General features: G+C 72.1%; 23 protein-coding genes. 16 read left to right on the top strand and 7 right to left on the bottom strand.

The features are described 5' to 3' along the window. The first annotated feature begins 118 nt into the window (after window positions 1–118). From ABEB12_RS38175 to ABEB12_RS38140, 8 genes are all read left to right on the top strand, one after another. Entirely contained in the window at window positions 119–1,108 is a 990-nt protein-coding gene (locus ABEB12_RS38175; protein ID WP_185062047.1) for an amidohydrolase family protein, read from the top strand. 10 nt (window positions 1,109–1,118) lie between these two features. Further along, a complete protein-coding gene (locus ABEB12_RS38170; RefSeq protein ID WP_185062046.1) occupies window positions 1,119–2,195 on the top strand; it encodes a DODA-type extradiol aromatic ring-opening family dioxygenase in 1,077 nt (358 codons plus the stop codon). Next, complete coding sequence (locus ABEB12_RS38165) at window positions 2,192–3,001, top strand: alpha/beta fold hydrolase (RefSeq protein WP_345703513.1); 810 nt, start codon at window positions 2,192–2,194, stop codon at window positions 2,999–3,001. The genes ABEB12_RS38170 and ABEB12_RS38165 overlap by 4 nt, the downstream gene beginning before the upstream one ends. Continuing rightward, entirely contained in the window at window positions 2,998–4,287 is a 1,290-nt protein-coding gene (locus ABEB12_RS38160; RefSeq protein ID WP_345703512.1) for an aromatic ring-hydroxylating oxygenase subunit alpha, read from the top strand. Before ABEB12_RS38165 ends, ABEB12_RS38160 begins: the two co-directional genes overlap by 4 nt. After that, window positions 4,284–4,769 carry an aromatic-ring-hydroxylating dioxygenase subunit beta gene (locus tag ABEB12_RS38155; RefSeq protein WP_185062044.1) on the top strand — a complete coding sequence of 162 codons (486 nt, stop codon included), beginning with the start codon at window positions 4,284–4,286 and terminating at the stop codon, window positions 4,767–4,769. The genes ABEB12_RS38160 and ABEB12_RS38155 overlap by 4 nt, the downstream gene beginning before the upstream one ends. Window positions 4,770–4,855: 86 nt before the next feature. Then, entirely contained in the window at window positions 4,856–5,587 is a 732-nt protein-coding gene (locus ABEB12_RS38150) for an SDR family NAD(P)-dependent oxidoreductase (protein ID WP_345703511.1), read from the top strand. A 64-nt stretch (window positions 5,588–5,651) separates the two neighbouring features. Then, window positions 5,652–6,836, top strand: coding sequence for a LuxR C-terminal-related transcriptional regulator (locus ABEB12_RS38145; RefSeq protein WP_185062042.1), 1,185 nt, complete (start codon window positions 5,652–5,654; stop codon window positions 6,834–6,836). A gap of 50 nt (window positions 6,837–6,886) precedes the next feature. Further along, complete coding sequence (locus ABEB12_RS38140) at window positions 6,887–8,533, top strand: AMP-binding protein (RefSeq protein ID WP_185062041.1); 1,647 nt, start codon at window positions 6,887–6,889, stop codon at window positions 8,531–8,533. Window position 8,534: 1 nt separating this feature from the next. Here the strand turns inward: ABEB12_RS38140 and ABEB12_RS38135 are convergent, their stop codons facing one another. The 5 genes from ABEB12_RS38135 to ABEB12_RS38115 all read right to left on the bottom strand — a co-directional run bounded on the left by ABEB12_RS38135 (window position 8,535) and on the right by ABEB12_RS38115 (window position 12,067). Then, the gene (locus ABEB12_RS38135; protein WP_185062040.1) at window positions 8,535–8,849 is read right to left on the bottom strand and encodes a hypothetical protein; all 315 of its coding nucleotides are present in this window, start codon (window positions 8,847–8,849) and stop codon (window positions 8,535–8,537) included. A gap of 85 nt (window positions 8,850–8,934) precedes the next feature. Next, the gene (locus ABEB12_RS38130; RefSeq protein ID WP_185062039.1) at window positions 8,935–9,429 is read right to left on the bottom strand and encodes a MarR family transcriptional regulator; all 495 of its coding nucleotides are present in this window, start codon (window positions 9,427–9,429) and stop codon (window positions 8,935–8,937) included. A gap of 46 nt (window positions 9,430–9,475) precedes the next feature. Further along, entirely contained in the window at window positions 9,476–10,261 is a 786-nt protein-coding gene (locus ABEB12_RS38125; RefSeq protein ID WP_185062038.1) for an enoyl-CoA hydratase-related protein, read from the bottom strand. Beyond that, a complete protein-coding gene (locus tag ABEB12_RS38120) occupies window positions 10,258–11,301 on the bottom strand; it encodes an LLM class flavin-dependent oxidoreductase (RefSeq protein WP_185062037.1) in 1,044 nt (347 codons plus the stop codon). Before ABEB12_RS38120 ends, ABEB12_RS38125 begins: the two co-directional genes overlap by 4 nt. Beyond that, window positions 11,294–12,067, bottom strand: a complete 774-nt coding sequence (locus ABEB12_RS38115; protein ID WP_185062036.1) for an enoyl-CoA hydratase-related protein — start codon at window positions 12,065–12,067, stop codon at window positions 11,294–11,296. The genes ABEB12_RS38120 and ABEB12_RS38115 overlap by 8 nt, the downstream gene beginning before the upstream one ends. Window positions 12,068–12,106: 39 nt before the next feature. On the opposite strand from ABEB12_RS38115, the gene ABEB12_RS38110 reads away from it, so the two are divergent. From ABEB12_RS38110 to ABEB12_RS38085, 6 genes are all read left to right on the top strand, one after another. Further along, window positions 12,107–13,255 (top strand): acetyl-CoA C-acyltransferase, encoded by a 1,149-nt coding sequence (locus tag ABEB12_RS38110; protein ID WP_185062035.1) that lies wholly within the window; start codon window positions 12,107–12,109, stop codon window positions 13,253–13,255. A gap of 16 nt (window positions 13,256–13,271) precedes the next feature. Beyond that, complete coding sequence (locus ABEB12_RS38105; protein WP_185062034.1) at window positions 13,272–14,066, top strand: enoyl-CoA hydratase-related protein; 795 nt, start codon at window positions 13,272–13,274, stop codon at window positions 14,064–14,066. Between the two features lie 67 nt (window positions 14,067–14,133). Next, complete coding sequence (locus ABEB12_RS38100) at window positions 14,134–14,892, top strand: SDR family oxidoreductase (RefSeq protein WP_185062033.1); 759 nt, start codon at window positions 14,134–14,136, stop codon at window positions 14,890–14,892. Beyond that, window positions 14,889–16,049 carry an acyl-CoA dehydrogenase family protein gene (locus ABEB12_RS38095; RefSeq protein ID WP_185062032.1) on the top strand — a complete coding sequence of 387 codons (1,161 nt, stop codon included), beginning with the start codon at window positions 14,889–14,891 and terminating at the stop codon, window positions 16,047–16,049. The genes ABEB12_RS38100 and ABEB12_RS38095 overlap by 4 nt, the downstream gene beginning before the upstream one ends. Then, window positions 16,046–16,957, top strand: a complete 912-nt coding sequence (locus ABEB12_RS38090; protein WP_185062031.1) for an LLM class flavin-dependent oxidoreductase — start codon at window positions 16,046–16,048, stop codon at window positions 16,955–16,957. Before ABEB12_RS38095 ends, ABEB12_RS38090 begins: the two co-directional genes overlap by 4 nt. Continuing rightward, a complete protein-coding gene (locus tag ABEB12_RS38085) occupies window positions 16,954–18,393 on the top strand; it encodes an HAD-IB family hydrolase (protein WP_185062030.1) in 1,440 nt (479 codons plus the stop codon). Before ABEB12_RS38090 ends, ABEB12_RS38085 begins: the two co-directional genes overlap by 4 nt. A 72-nt stretch (window positions 18,394–18,465) precedes the next feature. Here the strand turns inward: ABEB12_RS38085 and ABEB12_RS38080 are convergent, their stop codons facing one another. Then, window positions 18,466–18,834 carry a hypothetical protein gene (locus ABEB12_RS38080; RefSeq protein ID WP_185062029.1) on the bottom strand — a complete coding sequence of 123 codons (369 nt, stop codon included), beginning with the start codon at window positions 18,832–18,834 and terminating at the stop codon, window positions 18,466–18,468. Window positions 18,835–19,011: 177 nt separating this feature from the next. On the opposite strand from ABEB12_RS38080, the gene ABEB12_RS38075 reads away from it, so the two are divergent. Together ABEB12_RS38075 and ABEB12_RS38070 are read left to right on the top strand one after the other, a co-directional pair. After that, on the top strand, window positions 19,012–19,893 hold the full coding sequence (locus tag ABEB12_RS38075) for an NAD(P)H-dependent flavin oxidoreductase (protein ID WP_345703510.1): 882 nt from the start codon (window positions 19,012–19,014) through the stop codon (window positions 19,891–19,893). Window positions 19,894–19,906: 13 nt separating this feature from the next. Next, window positions 19,907–20,533, top strand: coding sequence for a TetR family transcriptional regulator (locus ABEB12_RS38070; protein WP_185062028.1), 627 nt, complete (start codon window positions 19,907–19,909; stop codon window positions 20,531–20,533). Here ABEB12_RS38070 and ABEB12_RS38065 read toward each other — a convergent pair. Continuing rightward, window positions 20,530–22,155, bottom strand: a complete 1,626-nt coding sequence (locus tag ABEB12_RS38065) for an AMP-binding protein (RefSeq protein WP_185062027.1) — start codon at window positions 22,153–22,155, stop codon at window positions 20,530–20,532. The two genes, ABEB12_RS38070 and ABEB12_RS38065, sit on opposite strands and share 4 nt — an antisense overlap. Window positions 22,156–22,334: the final 179 nt, after the last annotated feature.

The following is a 22,334-nucleotide window of genomic DNA, read 5'->3' as shown; positions in this document are numbered from 1 at the left end:
AAGCAATCGACCTGGGCATTTAGATCGCGACGGGCAAATTCTTTCAGGAACTGCTTGAGACGTTCCGCCAAGTTCTCCTATGGTTGAAGCCCGGCGAGCGCGCGAGGAGGCGGGCTGAGTGGACCTGGTCGACCTGCACACCCACGCCATTGCGCCGGCCCTGCCGGACCTCGAGGCGGCGGCGCCGTGGGGCCGCTGGCCGTCGGTGGAACGGTTGGACGAGGCGCGTGCGCTGATCATGGTCGGCGAGAGCCGGTACCGCCCGATCGACGAGCGCTGCTGGTCCGCGACCCGCCGGGTGGCCGACATGGATGCCGAGGGCGTCGCGGTCCAGGTCGTCTCGCCGACGCCGATCACCTTCTGTCACGACGGGCCGGCCGACGGAGCCGCACTGTTGGCCGCCGCGCAGAACGAGTTCCTGGCCGAGCTGGTGGGCACCCGGCCGGACCGCTTCCGGGCACTGGGCGCGGTGCCGCTGCAGGATCCGGAGCGGGCGGTCGCCGAGCTGCGCCGCTGCGTGACCGAGCTGGGGTTCCTCGGCGTGGAGATCGGCACCCGGGTCGGCGAGCGGGAGCTGGGCGATCCGGCGTTCGACGGGTTCTTCGCCGAGGCGGCGGCGCTGGAGGCGCTGGTCTTCGTGCATCCCGCCGACGTGACCCTGGATCCCCGGCCGGCCCGGCTCGGCGTCCCGTTCGGGGCGGGCATGCCGTCCGAGACCGGGGTCGCCGCCGCCGGGTTGCTGGTCGGTGGCGCGCTGGCCCGCCGGCCCGGGCTGCGGCTGTGCCTGGCCCACGGCGGCGGGACGCTGCCCTGGCTGCTCCCGAGGCTGGACAAGGGCGAGCTGATGAAGGACCCCGAGCTGCCTCCCGAGCTGCTGCCCTCCGCGCTGGCCCGGCGGCTGTACAGCGACTCGCTGACCTACGACGCGGAGAGCCTGCTGCTGGCGGTGCACCGGTTCGGCCCGGGGCACGTGCTGCTCGGCACCGACTACCCGTTCGCGGCGCGCGAGGAGCCGGCGGGCGCCGTCCTTCGCGCCGAACGCATCTCCGCCGAACTGCGCGCGGCCATCGGCGCCGGCAACGCGAGCGACCTACTGCACACGAGGTGAGGAGCGAACCATGGCGGAGTTCCTGGGTCTGGGTATGACCCACTACCCCCTGCTCTCGGTGGCCGACGACCGCATGGCCGACCTGCTGCGCTACACACTGACCGACCCCGGCATTCCCGAGGCGGAGAAGGACCCGGCCAGCTGGCCGGCGCTGATGCGCCGGGAGTGGGCGGACGACGGGGGCACGGCAGCCGCAGCCGGACACCGCAAGGAGCTGCGGGAACACCTGACGCGGTGCCGGGCCGCGCTCGACGACTTCCGGCCGGACGTGGTGGTGGTCTGGGGCGACGACCAGTACGAGAACTTCCGCGAGGAGGTCGTGCCGCCGTTCTGCGTGCTGGCCTACGGGGAGACCGAGGTGGACCCGTTCACCTTCATGAACGAGCGCGGTGCGCCGAACGTGTGGGGTCTGCCCGACGACATGACCTTCACCCTGCACGGCGATGCGGAGGGCGCCCGCCGGCTGGCCGACGACCTGCTCAACGACGGGTTCGACGTGGCCTACTCGTACCAGAAGCGGGAGAACGGCCACTTCCCGCACGCCATCGCCAACACCCAGCTGTTCCTGGACTACGACAACGCGGGGCGGGAGTTCCCGTACAAGATCCTGCCGATCACGGTGAACTGCTACGGCCAGCACGCGATCGTCCGGCGCGGCGGGATGGCCCGGTTCGCCGACATCGAGGCGGAGCGGTTGGACCCGGTCGGCCCGCCGCCGGCCCGCTGCTTCGCCCTCGGCGCCGCCGTGGCCAGGGCACTGGCGGCGACCGACCGGCGGGTGGCGCTGGTCGCCTCGTCCAGCTGGTCGCACGCGTTCCTGAACGACAAGGACTGGCACCTGCGCCCGGACACCCCGGCCGACCAGCGGCTGTATGACGCGTTCGTGGCCGGCGACTGGGACGCCTGGACGGCCACCACCGGCAAGCAGGTCGTCGATGCCGGCCAGCACGAGATGCTGAACTGGTTCTGCCTGGCCGGCGCGATGCACGAGCTGGGCCTGCCGCTCACCTGGTCCACGTTGGTGGTCAGCGACGTGTTCAACTCCAACAAGTGCTTCGCCATCTTCGACCGGGAGGACGGCCGGTGACCAGCACGATCGACGCGCGCGGAATCAGGACGCACTACCACGAGGCGGGTACCGGGCGGCCGGTGCTGCTGTTGCACGGGTCCGGCCCCGGCGTGTCGGCATGGGCCAACTGGCGGCTGAACCTGTCCGCCCTGGCCGAACGGTTCCGGGTGGTGGCCCCGGACCTGGTCGGCTTCGGTGACACCGAGCGGCCCGCCGGGGTGTACTACTCGCTGGACACCTGGGTCGACCAGGTCGTCGCGCTGATGGATGCGCTGGAGATGCCGAGGGCGTCGCTGGTCGGGAACTCGCTCGGCGGGCGGATCGGGCTGCGCCTGGCCGAGCTACACCCGGAGCGGGTGGACCGGATGGTCCTGATGGGTGCGCCCGGCGTGGGCATGACCCCGACCGAGGGGCTGCGCGCCCTGCGGGCGTACCAGCCGTCGGAGGAGAACATGCGCCGGCTGTTGCTGGACTGCTTCGCCGTGGACAAGTCGATCATCACCGACGAGCTGGTGCGCACCCGCTACGAGGCGAGCGTGGCTCCGGGCGCGTTCGAGGCCTACCGGGAGATGTTCTTCAGCCCCGAGCACGCCGGCAGCGAGCTGGGCATCACCGAGGACCAGGTCAGGGCGGTCGGCCACCGCACGCTGCTGGTGCACGGCCGGGAGGACAAGGTGGTGCCGGTCGAGGTGGCCTGGAACATGGTGCGGCTGCTGCCGGACGCCGACCTGGCGGTGTTCGCCCGCTGCGGGCACTGGACGCAGATCGAGCGGGCCGGCGACTTCAACAAGCTGGTGGCCGACTTCCTCGGGGGTACGCCGTGACGCTCACGCCGGAACGGGTGACCGACCTCCCGATGGTCGACGAGGACCTCGAGCACCACCGCTTCCGGGTGCACCGGGCGACGATGACCTCGCCGGATGTGTTCCGTGAGGAGGTCCGGCGGATCTTCCACCGCTGTTGGCTGTACGTGGGCCACGAGTCCGAGGTGGCGAACCCCGGCGATTACGTGCGCCGCCCGCTGGCCGGGCGGCCGGTGTTCATGGTGCGCGGCGTGAAGTCGAACCGGGTGCACGTCTTCCACAACACCTGTACCCACCGGGGCGCGGCGGTGTGCCGGCAGAAGGCCGGCAACTCCAAGGTCTTCCAGTGCTTCTACCACGCCTGGACGTTCGACTCCGAGGGCAACCTGAAGGGCGTGCCGGACCGCGAGGCCTACGGCGACCGGCTGGACTTCGCCGCGCTGGCGCTCAAACCGGTCGCCCGGGTGCAGAGCTACCGGGGCTTCGTGTTCGCCAGCTTCGACGAGCAGGTCGAGGACCTGGTCAGCTACCTGGCCGGCGCCCGGGAGTACCTGGACCTCGTCGTCGACTCGGCCGACGGCGACATGGAGATCATCAAGGGCACCAACGAGTACTGCATCGACGCCAACTGGAAGCTGCTCGCCGAGAACAGCGTCGACGGCTACCACGCGGTGTCCACCCACGACACCTACTTCAAGTACCTGGTGGCGCTGGGCACCGACCTCAAGGGCGGGGTGCGGGGCACCGCCAAGGACCTGGGCAACGGGCACGCGGTGCTGGAGTACGCCGCCCCGTGGGGCCGGCCGATCGCCAAGTGGGAGCCACTGTTCGGCGAGCACGCCCGGGACGAGATTGCCAAGCTGCGCGCCGACCTGGTGGCCCGGCACGGCGAGGAGCGCGCCTCCCGGATGGCCGACACCAACCGCAACATGTTGATCTACCCGAACCTGGTGGTGAACGACATCATGGCGGTCACCGTGCGCACCTTCATGCCGTCCGCGCCGAACCGGATGGACGTCACCGCGTGGGAGATGGCGCCGCGCGGCGAGCTGCCTCAGCTGCGCCAGCGCCGGCTGGACAGCTTCCTCACGTTCCTCGGCCCGGCCGGCTTCGCCACCCCGGACGACCTGGAGGCGCTGGAGTCCTGCCAGCAGGGCTTCGACAGCGGCGGCGTGGAGTGGAACGACATCTCCCGGGGCATGACCCGGGTGCCGGAGGGCAACGACGAGGCGCAGATGCGGGTGTTCTGGCGGCGCTGGGCCGAGCAGATGGGGGACGCGGGCCGCCACCGGGAGGACCTCCGATGACCGCCGTGACCCGCGCCGAGGTGGAGGACTTCCTCTACCGGGAGGCGGCGCTGCTGGACGAGTGGGACCTGGACGGCTGGCTGGCGCTGTGGACCGAAGGGCCGACCAGCTACGTGGTGCCGTGCAACGACGCCCCGGACGGCGACCCGGCCCAGGACCTGGTGCTGATCGACGACAACGAGCTGCGCATGCGGCTGCGGGTGGAGCGCCTGAACAGCCGCAAGGCGCACCGCGAGTACCCGCACTCGCGCACCAACCACCAGGTTTACAACGTGCTGCTCGGCGAACCGGCGGGTGACGAGCTGCCGGTGACCGCCTCGTTCACCGTTTGGCGCTTCCGCAACGGCAAGGCCAGCTACTACGTGGGCCGGTACCACTACCGGCTGGTCGCCTCGGACGGCCGGCTGCGCATCCGGTCCAAGCGCTCGGTACTGGACATGACCGAGCTGCGCCCGGCGGGCGACCTGGCGATCATCTTATGAGTGCGGCCGAGCCGCCCGTGAGTGGCGAGTCGCGCCATAGCGCTACTCGCCACTCACGAGGCCGCCTGGCCGGCCAGGTGGCCATAGTGACCGGCGGGGCCACCGGGATCGGGCTGGGCATCGTGCGGCGGCTGCTGGACGACGGTGCGTCGGTGCTGGTCGCCGCGCTCGGCCCGGAGGAGCTGAAGCGGGCCGTGGGAGGGCTTCCGGACACGGCCGGGTTCGCCGGCGACCTGGCCGTCCCCGGCGAGGCGGACCGGATGGTGGCCCACGCGCTGGGCGAGTTCGGCCGGCTGGACATCCTGGTGAACAACGCGGGCGGCGGGGTCATCCGGCCGACCCTGGAACACACCGAAGAGACCCTGCGCGCCACCATCGACAACAACCTCTGGACGACCATCCGAGCCACCCTGGCCGCGCTCCCGCCGATGGTGGAGCGGGGCTACGGGCGGATCGTGAACATCGGCGCGGAGTCGGTGCGCAACGGGCTGGTGGACCACGCGATCTACAACGCGGCCAAGGGCGGCGTGCACGCCATGTGTACCGGGCTGGCCAGGGAGTTCGCCCACGCCGGAATCACCGTGAACACCGTGGCGCCCTCGTACGTGCAGACCCCGGAGATCACCGAGGCGCTGGCCGCCGGGAGGTTCGGCGAGCAGTACCTGAACGTGTTGGAACGGGCGACTGAGCTGATCCCGATGGCCCGCCCCGGTTCGGTCGCCGACGTGGCGGGGGCGGTCGCCTATCTGGCCGGCCCGGATGCCGGGTTCGTCACCGGCCAGGCGATCAGCGTGAACGGCGGCAGCAGCATGGGTTGATCGAACAACCAATAGTAGAGTAGTAGAGTACTGTGCTCCCCGGGCAGCGATGGAGGTGCCGAGGATGGATGCGCGTCCGTGGCGGGTGACGGGTCACCCGCTGTCGAGGGTGTCCAGGGAGCAGACGCTGTGCGCCGTTCGGCGGGCCGGCGAGGTGCTGGACTGGGAGGACCCGCCGGGACCCCCGGACATCGCCGACCACGCCGCCGCCCGGGCCGTGCTGACCCGCGCCTGGCGGGAGACCGCCGACGCGCTCACCTCCTGTGCCCCGGCGGACGCCCGCCGGCTGGCCGAGCTGGTCGGGCTGCTCCGCCAGGTCAAGGCGGCGGAGGACGAGGTGCGCGACGAGCAGCTCGCGCACCAGGCCCGGACCGCGCAGCTCGTCCGGGAGGCGCTGGCCGCGCTGCACGGGGTCGGCTCGGTGGACGAGCTGGTCGCCATCGCGCCGGCGGCGGCCGCGGCGATCGGTTTCGACCGCGTGGTGCTGTCCCGGATCGAGGGCTCGACGTGGGTGCCGGCCACCGCCCACGTGGTCCGGGACGAGAAGTGGGGCGAGGAGATCGTGCGCTCCGGGCGCGACGACCCCAGGGTGCTGGACTCCTCGCTGCTGGAGACCCAGATCGTGCGCCGGCGGCGCCCGCTGGTGGTCGGTGATGTGACCGGCCGGCCCAACCTGCACGACGCGATGATCACCGCGTCCCGCACCCGTTCCTACGCCGCCGCGCCCATCGTGGGGTGGGACGAGGTGATCGGCTTCCTGCACGCCGACTGCTACCACCAGGCGCGGCACCTGGACGCCCGCGACCGGGACCTGCTGTGGATGTTCTGCGACGGGCTGGGCTACCTGGTCAGCCGCACCGTGGCGCTGGATGCGGTGGACGCCGCGCGGGGCGAGCTGGACCGGCTGACCTCCGGCGTGCGGTCGGCGACCGGAGTGTGGGGATGGGGCGCCCCGGAGTCCGACCGGCCCGAACCCGGGACGCTCGGCGGGCAGCGGACGGCGTCCCGGGGCTTGGAGGGTTCGCTCACCCGGCGCGAGGTGGACGTGCTGCGGTTGATGGCCAACGGCTGCACCAACGGCCAGATCGCCCGACGCCTGGTGATCTCCGAGGGCACGGTCAAGTCGCACGTCAAACACATCCTCCGCAAGCTCGACTCGGCGAACCGGGCGGAAGCGGTCTCCCGGTGGCTGCACGAGACGCATCTCGGCGGGGACAAGGGTCTTCGGTTGGCAGCCAATTTAGTCTAGGATGCGAATATCGAGCACTCGATAGTTCAGCGTCGAGCAGTGAGGCAGCCATGACCCAGCTCATTCGCCCCGAGGACCGGTACGACGCCGACACCATCGCCGGCTTCCGCGCGCAAGGCTTCTGGCGGGACGGGTCGCTGGCCGAGCGGGTGGACCACTGGGCCGGCGTGCAGCCGGACAAGATCGCGGTCTCCGACGGCTACACCGAACTGACCTGGGTCCAGCTGCGGGGCCAGGCCTACCGGTTGGCCGCGAGGCTGCGTGGGATGGGCATCCAGCGGGGCGACCGGGTGCAGATGCAGCTGCCCAGCTGGAACGAGTACGTCGTGGTCTACCTGGCGCTGGCCCGGATCGGCGCGGTGCTGGTGCCCACCATGCCGATCTACCGCTGGGACGAGGTCACCTACGCGATCAACCACGCCGAGGCGAAGATCTCGGTGGTCTGCGGGGACTACCGGAAGTTCGACTACCTGGCCATGGTGCGGGAGATCCGGCCGAACTGCTCGAGCCTGCGGCACGTCATCACCGTGCGCGCCGAGGCCGGCGAGGACGAGCTGCGCCTCGAGGACCTGATCGCCGGCGACGAGGTGCCCGGGCCGGAAGTCCTGGGCGAACCACCGACCGCGGACGAGCCGCACTGCATCATCTACACCTCGGGCACCGAGTCCCGGCCCAAGGGCTGCTTCCACACGTTCAACACCGTCAGCTACACGGTGCACTCACTGGGCGCGGACGTGATGGGGCTGGGCCCGGACGACGTGATGTTCATGCCGTCCCCGATCACCCACGCCACCGGGCTGGCCATGGGAGTGACCTCGCCGCTGGTGCTCGGCGCCTCGGCGCACCTGATGGACACCTGGGAACCGGCGGCCGCGCTGGACCGGATCAAACGGCACGGCTGCACCGCCAGCATGGCCGCCACCCCGTTCGTGCGGATGGCCCTGGACAGCTACGACCCGGGGCGGCACGACCTGTCCGGCCTGACCCGCTGGGTCAGCGCCGGCGCGCCCATCCCGGAGTCGCTGCTGACGGACTGGCAGGCCAAGTTTGCCCACTGCGCACTGCTGCCGGTGTACGGGCGCAGCGAGGGCCTGCTGGTCACCAGCTGCCGGCCCGACGACGAGAACGCGAAGATCCTGTCCTCGGACGGCCGGGCGCTGCCCGGCGTGACGCTGGAGATCCGGGGCGAGGACGGTGCCGAGGTGGCGGCCGCCGAGGAGGGCGAGATCTGCCACGGCGGGCCCGGCCTGATGCTCGGCTACTGGCGTGACCCGGAGAAGACCGCCGACGCGGTCGACGAGCGGGGCATCTCCCGTTCCGGCGACCTCGGCCGGGTGGACGCGGACGGCTACCTGCGGGTCACCGGGCGGATCAAGGACCTGATCATCCGGGGCGGCACCAACATCTCCGCCCGGGAGGTCGAGGAGCACCTCCTCACCCACCCCAAGGTGGCGAACGTGGCCGTGGTCGGCATGCCGGACCGCGTCCTCGGCGAGCGCGCCTGCGCGTTCGTGGTGCCCAAGGGGGAGGCGCCGACCTTCGAGGAGCTGACCGGCTACCTGCGCCACGAGCGCAAGATCGCCGTGGTGAAGCTGCCGGAGCGGCTGGAGATCCTGGACGAGATGCCCATGACCGCCACCGGCAAGATCCAGAAGTTCGTACTCCGGGAGAAGCTGGCCACCGAGTCGAAGGACTGACTCAGACGCGGCGCAGTGTCCTGGGGCCGACTCCGGCGAGGAACAGCGACACGAGGATGAATCCGGCGGTCGTCAGGAGAATGTCCGTGGTCGCCGGGTAGCCGGTGAACTCCAGGATGAGCGCGATGAGGAACAGCAGGGCGGCGACGAGCGCCAGCACATCCAGCCGCGACCACGTGTAGCCGATTCCTCCGAGGACCAGCGCGAGCAGCACGAACCCGACCAGTTTCAGGACCACGTTCAGCTGGATCGGGTCCTGGAGCAGATCGATGACGGCGGCGATGAGGAACAGCACGGCTCCGGCGAGAGCAAGCATGGGGACTCCTCCAGGTCGATGCGCCGAACTTCCCACGGCCTGGGCCTACCCGGTGGATCTACCACCCGATCGTGCGGTGGGCGGGTTAGGGCGCGTCGTCCATCTTGGTCCGGACCTCGCCGAGCACCGCGCTGAGGCGCCGCGCGAGCGGCTCGTTCACCGACGTGAGCCCGAACCGCGCGGCGGCCAGGGACTCGGCCGCCTTGGTGACCGCGCGCAGGCCCTCCTCGGTGAGGGTGGCGAGCACCGTGCGCCGGTCGGTCGGGTGCGGCCGACGGTGGACCAGCTCACGCGCCGCCAGTTGGTCCACCACCAGGGTGATGGTGGTCGGGTGCACCAGCAGGTGCCGGCTGAGCTGGCCGAGCGGGCGGGTGTGCTCGCGGGAGATGAGCAGCGTGGCCATCAGCAGGAACGCGGTGCGGCTGAGGTTGTGCGCCTTGAGCTCCCGGTCCAGCTCGTTGATCATGAGTTGGTGGGTGCGCATGAGCGCACCCATGGCCGCGAAGTACTCCGCTCCCGGTTGGTCCTGGTCGGCCCAGTGCTCCCGGGTGAACTCGATCGGGTCCTGTTCCGCGCTCACCAGACACGCCTTTCGTCCAACTTCAGATAATTGAGGATACGTGAGTTCAGGCGCCGGTGAAGCGGGCCGGGCGGCGTTCCAGGAACGCGCCGACGCCCTCCTGGAAGTCGGCCGTGGTGGCCAGCGCGTGAACCAGTTCTCCCTCCAGCTCCAGCTGCTCGGTCAGGCTCGGGTGCTCCCCGGAGTTGAAGGCCCGCTTGATCGCGGCGTATGCCTTGGTCGGACCGGCGGCCAGGCGACCGGCCAGCTCGGCCACCGCGTCCTCCAGGCATGCGTCCGGGACGGCCCGGTGGGCGATGCCCCAGTCGACGGCCTTCGCCGCCGTGACCGGCTCGCCGAGCATGGCAATCTCGGTCGCCCGCTGCCGCCCGACCGCGCGGGGGAGCAGGTGCGTGCCGCCGCTGTCCGGGTTCAACCCGAGCGAGACGAACGCCAGGCGCAGCGTCGCCGACTCGGCCATCACCAAGAAGTCGCCGGCCATCGCCAGGCTGGCGCCGAACCCGACCGCCGGCCCGTTCACCGCCGTGATCACCGGCAGCGGCAGGGTGCGCAGGCCGAGGATGGTGGGCACGAAGTGGCGCCGGTGCATGCCCTTGAGATCGGGCGCGCCGTCCGGCGTGCGTTCGAACCCGTCCCGCAGGTCCACGCCGGCGCAGAACGCCCCTCCCTCGCCGGTGACCACCACGCAGCGCGTCTCCGGATCCGCCTCGGCGCGCAGCAGCGCTTCGGTCATCGCCGCCCCGCACTCGGCCGTCCAGGCGTTGCGCCGCTCCGGGCGGTTCAGGCGCAGCCAGCACACGCCGTCGCGGACCTCGGTCTTGATCGTGCTCATGTCAGTCTCTCCCTCGGCTGGGGTGCCGCGTGCTCCAGCAGCTGCGCGACCAGCTCGTCGCAGCGGTGGGCGTCCAGCCGGAAGCTGGGCGGATAGACGATCACGTGGTCGAGTACGCCGTCGTAGCGGCGCAGCCGCTCGGCGACCTGGGACGGGGTGCCGGCAACGGCCAGGGCGTCGATCATCTCGTCCGGCACGGCGGCCACCATCGCGGCGTGGTCGCCGGCGGCGAACGCGGCCCGGATGTCCGCCCCGGCGGCGTCGAAGCCCTGGGCGGCGAGCACCCGGCCGTAGGCCTTCGGCGCCGCGTAGAACGCGAGCTGACCGGCCACCTCGCGGCGGGCCTGTTCCTCGTCGTCGGCGACGGCACAGATCAGCACGCCACACACCTCCACCTCGGCCGGGTCACGCTCCGCCTTGCCCGCCCCGGCGGCGATGGCCTCGGCCACCGGTCCGCGCAGGTACCCGGCGGAGAACAGCGGGTGGCCGAGGAACCCGTTGGCCACCCGGCCGGCGACCTCGACCATCCGGGCGTTCACGCCGGCGGTGTAGACCGGGATGTCGGTGCGCACCGGCGCGTCCACCTCGGCGGTCGGCGTCAGGTTCACGTGGTAGAAGCGGCCGTCGTGGCGGACCGGCGCCTCGTGCAGCCGCCACAACCGGCGCAGCAGCGGCACCAGCTCCTCCATCCGGGAGGCCGGTCCCTCCGGGTCGACGCCGTGCCAGTCACTCATCATCCGCCGCGTGCCGGTGCCCAGCCCGAGCACCAGCCGGCCGCCGGACACCTCGTCCAGGCTGCGCGCCTCGGTGGCGATGGTCAGCGGCGAGCGGCCCACACCGTAGGCGATGGAGCTGCCCACCCTGGTCCGGCGGGTCTCGGCGGCCAGCCGGGTCAGGGTGACCACCGCCGAGCGGGTGTAGAACTCGGGCGACCAGACCGCGTCGAACCCGCGCCGCTCCGCCTCGGCTCCGGCGGCGGCGATCTGGGCCACCCCGCCCCGCAGCACCGTGATGCCCCGAGTGGCTGTCCGCTCAGGCATAGTCCGGCCTCCTCTTCTCCAGGAACGCGGTCAGGCCCTCCCGGGCCTCGCGGCCGGTGAACAGCCGGTTCACCCGCTCCGTCTCCCGGGCGAGGCCGTCGGCCAGCGGCCGGTCGAACACGTCGTCCACGCACCGCATGATCTCGGTGAGCGCGGCCCCCGACCGGCGGCCCAGCGTCTCGGCCAGCGCCATCGCCGTCTCGGCCGCGGCGCCGCGTTCCACCAGCCGGTCCAGCAGGCCCATGGCGTAGGCCTCGCCACCGGACAGCTCGCGCGCGGTGAGCATCAGGTCAAGGGCGCGGGCCCGGCCGACCAGCCGGGGCAGCCGCTGGGTGCCACCGGCGCCGGGGATCAGGCCCAGCTTCGACTCCGGCAGGCCCAGGCGGGCCGAGCGCGAGCCGACCCGCAGCGTGCAGGCCAGCGCCAGCTCCATGCCGCCGCCGAGGGCGAGCCCTTCGATGGCCGCGATGGACGGCCGGTCGGCGGTGGCGAGGCGGTTCAGCGGGCCGCGCAGCGCCTCGCCGTAGGCGGCGAACTCGTCGGCCGTGGCGCCCGCCATCAGCTTGATGTCGGCGCCGGCGGCGAAGAACCCGTCCAGCGCGGACGTGATGAGGAGCACTCGGGCGTCAGACTTCTCGAACTCGTCCAGCGCCTGCTCCAGGCCCTCGACCAGGGGCAGGCCCAGCGCGTTGGCCGGCGGCCGGTACAGCGTCACCCGGAGCACCTGGCCTATTCGGGTGTGTGAGACAGCTTCGGTGTTGGTCACCGGTTGAGTGTAAAAGCTCTAAGACTCTATTATCGAGAGGTGGAGCAATCTTTCGTCGTATCAGCGGTCCGGACACCGCTCGGCCGCCGGGGCAAGGGGCTGGCCGAGGTGCATCCCGCCCGGCTGCTCGGCCTGGTGCAGCGGGCCGCGCTGGACGTCGCCGGGGTCGAGCCGGATCGGGTCGGCCAGGTGGTCGGTGGCTGCGTGGCCCAGGTGGGCGAGCAGTCCTTCAACGTCACGCGTACCGCCTGGCTGGCCGAAGGGCTGCCCGAGTCGGTGGCCGCGAGCACGGTGGACGCCCAGTGCGGCTCCTCCCAGCAGGCGCTCACCCTGGCCTCCGCACTGGTCGGCGCGGGTGTGGTGGATCTCGCGCTGGCCTGCGGCGTGGAGTCGATGAGCCGCATCCCGATCGGGTCCAACTTCCGCAAGGACTTCGGGTTGGGCCGCCCGGTGCCCAAGGAGTACCTGGCCCGCTACGAGTTCCTGAACCAGTACCAGGCGGCCGAGCGCATCGCGGAGAAGTGGGGCGTCACCCGCGAGCAGGCGGACCAGCTGGGGCTGAGCTCGCAGCAACGGGCCGCGCGCGCGTGGGCGGACGGCCGGTTCGACGGGCAGGTGGTCCCGGTGGTCAACCCGGACGGCATCGAGATCAGCCGGGACGAAGGCCTGCGGGAGACCAGCGCGGAGAAGCTGGCCGCACTCGACCCGGTGGTGCCGAACGGCGTGCACACCGCCGGCAGCGCCTCGCAGATCTCCGACGGCGCCAGCGCCGTGCTGGTGGCCAGCGAACGGGCGGCCGCCGAGCTGGACCTGCGGCCGCTGGCCCGCATCGTGGACACCGCGACGACCGGGGTGGACCCGGTGATGATGCTGCTCGGCCCGCACGACGTCACCCCGAAGCTGCTGGAGCGCAACGGGCTGGGCATCGACGACCTCGACCTGATCGAGATCAACGAGGCCTTCGCCTCGGTGGTGCTCTCCTGGCAGGCCGACGTCGGCGCCGACCCGGCGAAGGTCAACCCGAACGGCGGGGCCATCGCGATGGGCCACCCGCTGGGCGGCACCGGCTGTGTGCTGACCACCAAGGCGGTGCACGAGCTGCGCCGCACCGGCGGCCGCTACGGCCTGGTGACCATGTGCTGCGGCGGCGGGCTGGGCACGGGAACGCTGCTCGAACTTCTCGACTGAGATCCGAAAGGGAGCCATGAGCTACGAAGACGTGCGATACGAGGTCGACGGCCCGAACGCGGTCATCACCATCGACCGGGAGAAGCGGATGAACGCCTTCCGGGCCAGGACCATCGAGGAGCTGATCCACGCGTTCAAGCGCGCCTGGGCGGATAACTCGGTGCACGCGTTGATCCTCACCGGTGCCGGTGACCGGGCGTTCTGCGTCGGCGGCGACGTGAAGCAGCGCAACGAGACCGGCGACTACGGCCCGACCGAGAACGGCCTGTTCGAGGCCGCGTACTTCCACCGGTTGATCCGGGACGTGCCGAAGCCGGTGATCGCGGCGGTGAACGGCATCGCCATCGGCGGTGGGCACGTGCTGCACGTGCTCTGCGACCTGACTGTCGCCGCCGAGCACGCCACGTTCGGGCAGGCCGGCCCCCGGGTTGGCTCGTTCGACGGCGGTTTCGGCTCGGCCTACCTGGCGCGGGTGGTGGGGGAGAAGCGGGCGCGGGAGATCTGGTTCCTGCTGGACCAGTACGACGCGGCCACCGCCGAGCGGTGGAACCTGGTGAACAAGGTGGTGCCGAAGGAGCAGCTGCTGCCGGCGGCCAAGGCCTGGGGCGAACAGATCGCCAGGTACAGCCCGACCGCGCTGCGCTTCCTGAAGCACTCGTTCAACGCCGACACCGACCACCAGGGTGGGCTGTCCCAGCTGGCCATCGCCGGGCTGGACTCCTTCCTGCAGACCGACGAGGCGAAGGAGGGCGCGGCCGCGTTCGCGGAGAAGCGCCAGCCCGAGTTCGCCAAGTACGTCCAAAGCCACTGATCATGGCCCGTGAGTGATTTGTGTGGCTATAGCCACACAAATCACTCACGGGTTCCGAAGGGACACCATGAGCATCCAGATCGACTTGAGCTCCGACGTCGCGGTGGTGACCGGCGGCGGCAGCGGTATCGGGGAAGGAATCGCCCACCTGCTGGCCGAGGCCGGGGCCAGGGTGGCGGTGGCGGACCTGTCCGCCGAGGCGGCGAAGAGTGTCGCCGAACAGATCACCGCCAAGGGCGGCACGGCGATCGGCGTCCAGGTGGACATCGCCGACGAGGCGTCGGTGCGCCAGGGGCTGGATGCCGTGCGCGAGCAGTTGGGGCCGGTGTCCGTGCTGGTCAACAACGCCGCCGCGTGGGCGATCAAGAAGTTCGCGGACACGTCCGCCGAGGACGCCCGGCGGGTGGTGGACGTGACGCTGCTCGGCACCATCAACATGATGCGCGCCGCGCTGCCCGACCTGGTGGCGACCCAGGGGCGGTTGGTGAACGTCGCGTCCGACTCGGCGCGCGTGGGCGAGCACTCGATGAGCGTGTACGCCGGGGCGAAGGCCGGCGTGGTCGCGGTGACCAAGAGCCTGGCCCAGGAGGTCGGCCGCAAGGGCGTGCGGGCGAACGTGGTGGCCCCCGGCACCACGGTCACGCCGGGCAGCTCCGGGTTCATCGAGCAGGTCGGGGGCGCGGACAAGCTGGCCCGGGCCTACCCGCTGGGCCGGCTCGGTGCGCCGGCCGACATCGCCGGCGCCGTGTTGTTCCTGGTCTCGCCGCTGTCGACGTGGGTCACCGGTCAGGTGCTCAGCGTCAGCGGCGGCTTCACGATGCTGTGAACGCGTTCGGGTTCACCGAGGAGCAGGAGGCGTTCCGGGTCGAGCTGGACCGGTACGCGCGGACCCGGCTGCTGCCCGCGTACCGGGATCGCGCGGCGAAGGCGGAGTTCCCGTGGGAGGCGCACAAGGAGCTGGCCGGGCTGGGCGTGCTGGGGATCGGGCTGCCCGAGGAGTTCGGCGGCGCCGGGGTGAGCCCGGAGGACCCGGTGACCCTGGGCATGGTCGCCGAGACGCTGGCCTACGGCGACGTCAACGTGGCCGCCGCCCCGGTGCAGTCCGGGCTGGTGGCCGCGCAGCTGGCCGAGGGTGGCTCGCGCGCGGTGTGCGAGCGGTACATCCCCGAGCTGGTGGCCGGCGAGCAGGTGTCCGGCATCGCGGTGACCGAGCCCGGCTCCGGGTCGGACGCGGCCGGCCTGCGCACGGTGGCCGAGCCGGTGGCCGGCGGGTGGCTGCTGTCCGGGGAGAAGATCGCCATCACCCACGCCACCTGCGCGGCCACGATGTTGGTCTACGCCCGGCACCCGGGCTCGACCAGGGCCAAGGGGATCAGCTGTTTCCTGCTGCCGATGTCCGAGCCCGGGGTGTCGGTGGGGCACATGCCGGGCATGGGCTGCCTGCCGCTGGGCTGGGGTTCCGTCGCCATGGACTCGGTGTTCGTGCCCACGGAGAACCTGGTCGGGGAGGAGGGCCGGGGCTTCGCCGCCGCGATGCACCACTTCGACTTCTCCCGCTCGGCGCTCGGGCTGCTCTGCCTCGGCGCGGCGCGGGCGTCGCTGGACGAGGCGGCCCGGTACGCCACCGAGCGGGAGGCGTTCGGACAGAAGATCGCCGAGTTCCAGGGGGTGTCGTTCCCGCTGGCCGAGCACGCCACGTACCTGGAGGCGGCCCGGCTGCTGTGTTTCCGGGCGCTGTGGGCGCGCCGGGCCGGCCAGCCGCACACCGCGCTGGCGGCGATGAGCAAGTGGTGGCCGCCCCGGGTGGCCCTGGAGGCGATCCAGGCGGCGATGCAGATCCACGGGAACCTGGGCTACTCCACCGAGTTCCCGCTGCAGCAGCGCTACCGGGACGTGATGGCCTACCTGGTCGCCGACGGCACGGCGGAGATCCAGAAACGGATCATCGCCAGGGACGTGTTCCGGGCGGTGGTGCCGGCATGATCGCCGTCGGCACGTCGGTGCACGACCAGGTGCTTTCCGTGCCGCCAGACGGGCGGCGCGCGCTGCTGGCCCGGGTGGCCGACGCGGGGCTGGACCACGTGGTGGTGGCCGACCACGTCAGTTTCCACGGCGGCACCGGCTTCGACGGCATGGTCGGCGCGGCCGCCGCGCTGGCCACCGAGGACCGGGTCGGGGTGCTCATCGGCGTCTACCAGCTCGCGCTCCGGCACCCGATGACCGTGGCCCGCGCGCTGGCCTCGCTGTCCGAGCTGGCTCCGGGGCGGCTCACGCTGGGCGTGGGGGTCGGTGGCGAGGACCGCTCCGAGGTGAGCAACTGCGGGGTGGACCCGGCCACCCGGGGCCGGCGCATCGACGAGGCCCTGACGCTGCTTCGCCGGCTGGCCACCGGCGAGGTGGTCGACCACGACGGCGAGTTCTTCCGGATCTCGGCCGGGGCGGTGCTGCCGGCGCAGTCGCCGCCGGTGCCGATCCTGATCGGCGGGAAGTCCGAGGCGACCATCCGGCGCACCGCCGAGCACGGCGACGGCTGGCTGGGGATGTTCGTCTCGGCGCGCCGGTTCGCCGAGTTCGTCGAGCTGATCCGGAAGCGGGCGGACGAGCTGGGCCGTCCGGAGCCGGATCGGCACGGCTTCGAGGTCTGGTGCGGGCTGGCCGAGGATCCGGCCACCGCCCGCGAGCTGGTCGCGGAGAAGATGCAGAGGCTGTACAAGCTGCCGTTCGAGAAGTTCGAGCGGCTGTGCCCGGCGGGCACCCCGGCCCAGGTGGCCGACTTCCTCCGGCCCTACGTGGAGGCGGGGGCCCGTTCGCTCACCCTGGTGCCCTGCTCGCCCAGCTGGCAGGCCGGGGTGGACGCGGTCGCCGAGGTCCGGGCACTGTTGTCGCCATGATCGTCGAGGAGCTGATCCGGGAGATCGGGGCCGGCCCGTCCGGACCCGGGATCGCGGCCGTGTTCGACTTCGACGGGACGCTGATCGACGGGTACTCGGCCGCGGCGCTGTACGAGCACCGGTTCCGCAACCTCGAGCTGGGTCCCGGCGAGCTGCTGCGGATGGTGCGGGCCTCGACCGGCCCGACGCTGACCGAGGAGCAGTTCACCGGGCTGGTCCACGACGGCATCCGGGGATGGGTGGGGCGTCCCGAGTCGGAGTTGCTCGAGCTGGGCGAGCGACTGTTCGCCGGGGGCATCGCCGGGTCGCTGTTCCACGAGGCGTGGCGGCTGGTCGAGTCCCACCAACGGGCCGGGCACACCGTGCTGATCGCCACCTCGGCCACCCTGATGCAGGTCGCCCCGCTGGCCAGGGAGCTGGGGGTGGAGCACGTGCTGTGCACCCGCCTGGCCACCCGGGACGGGCGGTTGACCGGCCGGATCGAGGGCGCCGCGCCGTGGGGCGAGGGCAAGATCGCCGCGGTGCGTGACTTCTTCCAGGCGCACGGAATCGACGCCGCCGCCAGCCACGCCTACGCCAACGGCGACGAGGACGTACCGCTGCTGGCCGGGGTCGGACGGCCCCACCCGGTGAACCCGCGGCCGGAACTGGCGGCGGAGGCGGCGCGGCGGGGCTGGCCGGCGCTGCGCTTCCATTCGGGCCACACCGGACGGTTCGACCCGGCACCGGCGCTGCGCACCGCGACCCTCTTCGGCGCCCTGTTCGCCTCGGCCGGCGCGGGCATCGCGCTGGGGGCGCTCAACCGCGACCGCCGGCTGGGCGTGGACATCGCGACCGCGATGTTCGACGCCCTCGCCGGGCCGCTCACCGACATCCGCGTCGAGGTGGTCGGCGCGCGCCACGCCTGGTCGCACCGCCCGGCGGTATTCTTCATCAACCACCAGAGCACGATGATCGACTTCCTGGTGACCACCAGGGTGATCCGCACCGGGTTCACCGCCGTGGCCAAGGCGGAGGTCAAGCAGATGCCGGTGGTCGGAGCGCTGTTCGACATGGCCGGCGTGGCGTTCCTGGACCGGGCCAACCGGGACAGGGCGATCGAGGCGCTCCGGCCGGCGGTGCGCACGCTGCGCTCGGGCACCTCCGTGGTGATGGCGCCGGAGGGCACCCGCTCGCTCACCCCCCGGCTGGGCCCGTTCAAGAAGGGCGGCTTCCACCTCGCGGCGCAGGCCGGGGTCCCGATCGTGCCCATCGTGATCCGCAACGCCGGCGAGATCATGTGGCGCAACGCGAGGACCGCGCGCGCCGGCACCGTGCAGGCGGCCGTGCTGCCCCCGATCAGCACCGATGGGTGGACGCCCGCCGACATCGACGCGCAGGTGCACGCCGTGCGCCGGCTCTACCTGGAAACCATGGCCGACTGGCCCACCCGGTAGGCATCGCCGCTGGTGGGAAGCGATGCCGTTGCCGGGGACGCGGTCTCCGGCAACGGCATCACGCGGAGTTGCTCAGCGAATGGGGGCGTCGTTGAACATGCCGCCCCGGCAGACCCATCCGAAGCGGGTGCGGTCCGGGTGACCGTGGCCGCGCTTGCAGCGGTCGGCGCTGACCCACCAGCGGTGCCCGTCCCAGCCGCCGCCGTGCCCGTCCCAGCCGCCGCCCCGGCCGAAGCCACCCCGGCCGTCCCAGTCGCCGTGCCGGCCGTCCCAACCCGGTCCGTGGCCGCGGTCGTCGCCGTGCGGGCCGTTGGCCGGCTGCAGCGACGTCGCCGAGGCGACCGGCGTCACGGCCGCGCCGTCGCCGGGGGCTACGCCGGCGAGGAGGCCGACCGCCGCGGCCGCCCCGACCATCGCGGTGACGGTGAATCGTCGAATCATGTGCGCAAGCTCCTTGGGTAGCGCCACCGACAGAGTGTCGGCGTCACACGGAGTATCGACTCGAGCACCCTTCGGGTTATCTTCGGAACCTGAGTTGATCTCAGTCGTGTGATGCGACGGTCGTCCGACACACGTTTGTCTGGACATGTGTCCAGACAAACGTGTACCGTCCCGTGTATGAACACTCCGCTGGTGGTGTCGACGAGGATGCCGGTGCGGACGGACGGGCTGCGCGCGCCGGTGATCGTGGCGCCGATGTGTCCGGTGTCCGGCCCGGGGCTGGTCGTGGCGTCCTGCCGGGCCGGTCTGGTCGGGTCCTTCCCGCTGCGCAACGCCCGGACCCCGTGGGAACTGGCCAGCGGGATGGATGAGATCCACGCCGGCCTGGCCGGCCTGGTGCACGCCCGGTGGGCCGCAAGCATGATCGTCCAGCGCGACTACGCCCGGTTCGAGGACGAGCTCGCGCTGGTACTCCGGTACCGGCCGCCGATCGTGCTGACCGCGCTGGGTTCGCCCCGGCGCGTGGTGGCGGCCGTCCGCGATTACGGCGGCGCGGTGTTCGCCGAGGTGATCTCGGTGGAGCAGGCGCTCAAGGCGGCCTTCGCCGGGGCCGATGGCCTGGTGCTGGTGCGCGGCGGGAGCGAGGACCCGAGTCCGCTGGCGATGATCGACGAGGTGCGGACCTTCTTCTCCGGCCCGCTGGCGGTCGGCGGCGGGTTCGTCACCGGCCGGGACGTGCGCGCGGCCGAGGTGCTCGGCGCCGACCTGGCCTACGTCGGCGGCCGGTTCGGCGCCTGCGCGGAGGCCGCGGTCGACAGCCCGGTCAGCGGCTCGGTCGACAGCTCGGTCGACGGCTTGGTCGACGGCTCGGCTGGTGTGCCGGGCGGCATCGTACGGGCCGCCGACCCCGACCTGGCCTCGGCGCTGACCGGCCTGCCGCTCGGCTGGGTGGCGGAAGGCTGGCCGGCCGACGGCGCCGACCGCGCGCCGGCCGACGAGGTGGCGGGACAGGTGGTGGCCGAGTACCACGCCGCCGTCGCCGCCGAGTCCGGCGTCTGAGAGGCTGCCCGGCATGCCAGCAGCCAGGTCGCCGCAGAAGTCCGGCCAGGCGCGGCGGGACGACCTCCGGCGACAGGTGCTTTCGATCATCGAGCGGGAGCTGCGGTCGGGCGCGACCTTCGCCGACATCAGCGTGGCCACCGTGGTCGCCGAGGCGGGCATCTCGCGGTCCACGTTCTACGCCTACTTCGTGGACAAGGCCAACCTGCTCCGCACCTGGTACGCCGAGTTCACCGACGTGATCCTCGAAGCGGCGCGGGTCTGGTGGGCGCTGGACGGCACGGCGACCAGGGACGAGCTGCGGGCCGCGCTCGCCGGCATCGTGCAGGCCTATCGCCCCCACCCGGAGCTGATGACCGCGACGCACGAGGCGGTCGGCTACGACCACGAGGTGCGGGCGGCCGTCGAGCAGGCCATGGACCAGTACATCGGTGGGTTGCGGGCGCACATCGAGACCGGCCAGGCCAAGGGGTTCATCGACCCGTCGCTGCCTCCGGCGGAGACCGCGTACTGGTTGCAGTGGATGGCCGAGCGCGGCCTGCACCGGATGGTGCGCGCGCGGCCGACCAGTGAGGACGAGCGCCTGGTCGACGCCTATGCCGGCCTGGTCTGGAACGCCCTCTACGCCCCGATGCGTTAGGACCGCCGCGCCGGCCACTCCGCGCGCAGGGTGCGCTTGTCGGTCTTGCCCGAGTCGTGCATGGGCAGCGGTTCGGTGCGCAGCCACCATTCCGCCGGCCGTTCGAAGCCGGCCAGGTCGGCCGCCGCGAACTCGGCCAGCTCGGGCTCGGAGACCCCGGCGCCCGGCTCCAGCTGGACCACGGCGGCCACCCGCTCGCCGAGGTCCGGGTCGGGCAGCCCGAGCACGGCCACGTTCCGCACCGCCGGATGACGCAGCAGTACCGCCTCGACGTGCGCCGGGGCGATGTTCTCCCCGCCCCGGATGATCAGGTCCTTGATCCGGCCGGTGACGTAGAGCAGCCCGTCCACCAGCCGCCCCTGGTCTCCGGTGTGCACCCAGCCCTCGGGGTCGATGAGGTCCGGGCCACCAGCGGAGCCCGTGCCGTCCAGCGGGCCGCCCCAGTAGCCGGTCATCTGCCCGGGAGTGCGTACCACGATCTCGCCGTCGCCGTCCGCGTTGGGCGACTCGATGCGCACGTCGACCACCGGCAGCGGGGCGCCGGCGGTGGTGGGGTGCTCGGCCATAGTGACTCCGGAGGCGGCCGCCACGGTGCCCCCGGTCTCGGTCATGCCGTAGATGGTGGACATGCCCCGCCGGGCGTTCGGGAACACCGTGCGCAGCCGCTCGACCAACGCCGGCTGCACCGGGGCGCCGCCCATGGACACCGACCGGACCGAGCTCAGGTCCCGCCCGGGCACGCTCGGGTGTTCGAGTACCCGGGAGGCCATCGTGGGCACCGCGCCCCACCAGGTCACCCGCTCCCGCTCGATCACGTCAAGCACCTGCTCGGGGTCGAAGCGACCCTCCAGGAACACCAGGGTGTTCCCGCCGAGCAGGGCGAGCAGCAGCGACTGCAGGCCGCCGATGTGGAACAGAGGCCCGCTCTGCAGGCTGACCGCCGGCGGGCGGCCGGGGTCGACGTCCTGGGGCAGCCGGCCGGACATGACCAGCAGGTTGTGCAGGTTGGCGATCACCGAACGGTGCGCGAGCACCACCGGCTTCGGGTCGCCCGTGGTTCCGGCGGTGAAGATGATCACAGCCGGGTCGTCCTCGGCAGCCGCCGGCGGTGGCGCCAGGGGCGCCGGCGACCGCCCGGTGTCGTCCACCCACTCGCGCACGGTCCGCACCGCGACCACCCGCTCCCGGGACGCCGGCGGGACCAGGTCGGCCCGTTTCTCGTCGGCCAGGACCAACGTCGGCAGCAGCACGTCCACCGCGCCCGCCACCAGCGGCCCGCTCCACCAGCCGTTGCCCAGCGCCACGATCGCGCCCAGCCGCAGGCCGGCCCACATGCTGATCACCCACTCCGGCGAGTTCGGCGCGAGCAGCAGCAGGCGGTCCCCGGCCCGCAGTCCGGCGGCGCGGAACTCACCGGCCACGCGGTCCACGGCGGCGAACATCTCGGCGAAGCTCAGCCGCCGGTCGCCCTGGATGAGGTGCGTCCGGTCGGTCCAGCGACCGGCGTCCTCCAGTAGCTGCGCCACCTGCGTGCGCCGGGGCGAGTAGCACCGGAAGGGAATGGCGCCCGGTCGGCGGCTGATCGTCGTGCCCCATGCGGGCTCCGTGGAAGTCGTGGCCACGCGACGAGTTTAGTCTAGAACACAATACTCGACCACTAGAGTATTTTTGGCCTACGATCGAGCCATGGCAGTGGAGGAGCGGGCCGCGGTGATGCCGCAGGCAGTGATCGACGACCAGATGATCGAGAACATGCGGGCCAAGGTGGGTGCCCGGCTGCGCATCGACCATTCGGTGAACA

Origin of the sequence: Actinospineispora eucalypti (genome assembly GCF_039543365.1) — a bacterium.
Classification (GTDB): Bacteria; Actinomycetota; Actinomycetes; order Mycobacteriales; family Pseudonocardiaceae; genus Pseudonocardia; species Pseudonocardia eucalypti.
The sequence above is the reverse complement of the archived record's forward strand: the minus strand, read 5'-3'. Positions and strand labels throughout refer to the sequence as shown.

Excerpts from the sequence above, each read along its gene's own strand:
- ABEB12_RS38170 (WP_185062046.1), top strand. The coding sequence starts at position 1,119 with ATGGCGGAGTTCCTGGGTCTGGGTATGACCCACTACCCCCTGCTCTCG.
- ABEB12_RS38120 (WP_185062037.1), bottom strand. The coding sequence starts at position 11,301 with ATGCCTGAGCGGACAGCCACTCGGGGCATCACGGTGCTGCGGGGCGGG.
- ABEB12_RS38075 (WP_345703510.1), top strand. The coding sequence starts at position 19,012 with ATGAACACTCCGCTGGTGGTGTCGACGAGGATGCCGGTGCGGACGGAC.
- ABEB12_RS38125 (WP_185062038.1), bottom strand. The coding sequence starts at position 10,261 with ATGAGCACGATCAAGACCGAGGTCCGCGACGGCGTGTGCTGGCTGCGC.
- ABEB12_RS38135 (WP_185062040.1), bottom strand. The coding sequence starts at position 8,849 with ATGCTTGCTCTCGCCGGAGCCGTGCTGTTCCTCATCGCCGCCGTCATC.
- ABEB12_RS38155 (WP_185062044.1), top strand. The coding sequence starts at position 4,284 with ATGACCGCCGTGACCCGCGCCGAGGTGGAGGACTTCCTCTACCGGGAG.
- ABEB12_RS38080 (WP_185062029.1), bottom strand. The coding sequence starts at position 18,834 with ATGATTCGACGATTCACCGTCACCGCGATGGTCGGGGCGGCCGCGGCG.
- ABEB12_RS38105 (WP_185062034.1), top strand. The coding sequence starts at position 13,272 with ATGAGCTACGAAGACGTGCGATACGAGGTCGACGGCCCGAACGCGGTC.
- ABEB12_RS38070 (WP_185062028.1), top strand. The coding sequence starts at position 19,907 with ATGCCAGCAGCCAGGTCGCCGCAGAAGTCCGGCCAGGCGCGGCGGGAC.
- ABEB12_RS38140 (WP_185062041.1), top strand. The coding sequence starts at position 6,887 with ATGACCCAGCTCATTCGCCCCGAGGACCGGTACGACGCCGACACCATC.
- ABEB12_RS38090 (WP_185062031.1), top strand. The coding sequence starts at position 16,046 with ATGATCGCCGTCGGCACGTCGGTGCACGACCAGGTGCTTTCCGTGCCG.
- ABEB12_RS38100 (WP_185062033.1), top strand. The coding sequence starts at position 14,134 with ATGAGCATCCAGATCGACTTGAGCTCCGACGTCGCGGTGGTGACCGGC.
- ABEB12_RS38085 (WP_185062030.1), top strand. The coding sequence starts at position 16,954 with ATGATCGTCGAGGAGCTGATCCGGGAGATCGGGGCCGGCCCGTCCGGA.
- ABEB12_RS38145 (WP_185062042.1), top strand. The coding sequence starts at position 5,652 with ATGGATGCGCGTCCGTGGCGGGTGACGGGTCACCCGCTGTCGAGGGTG.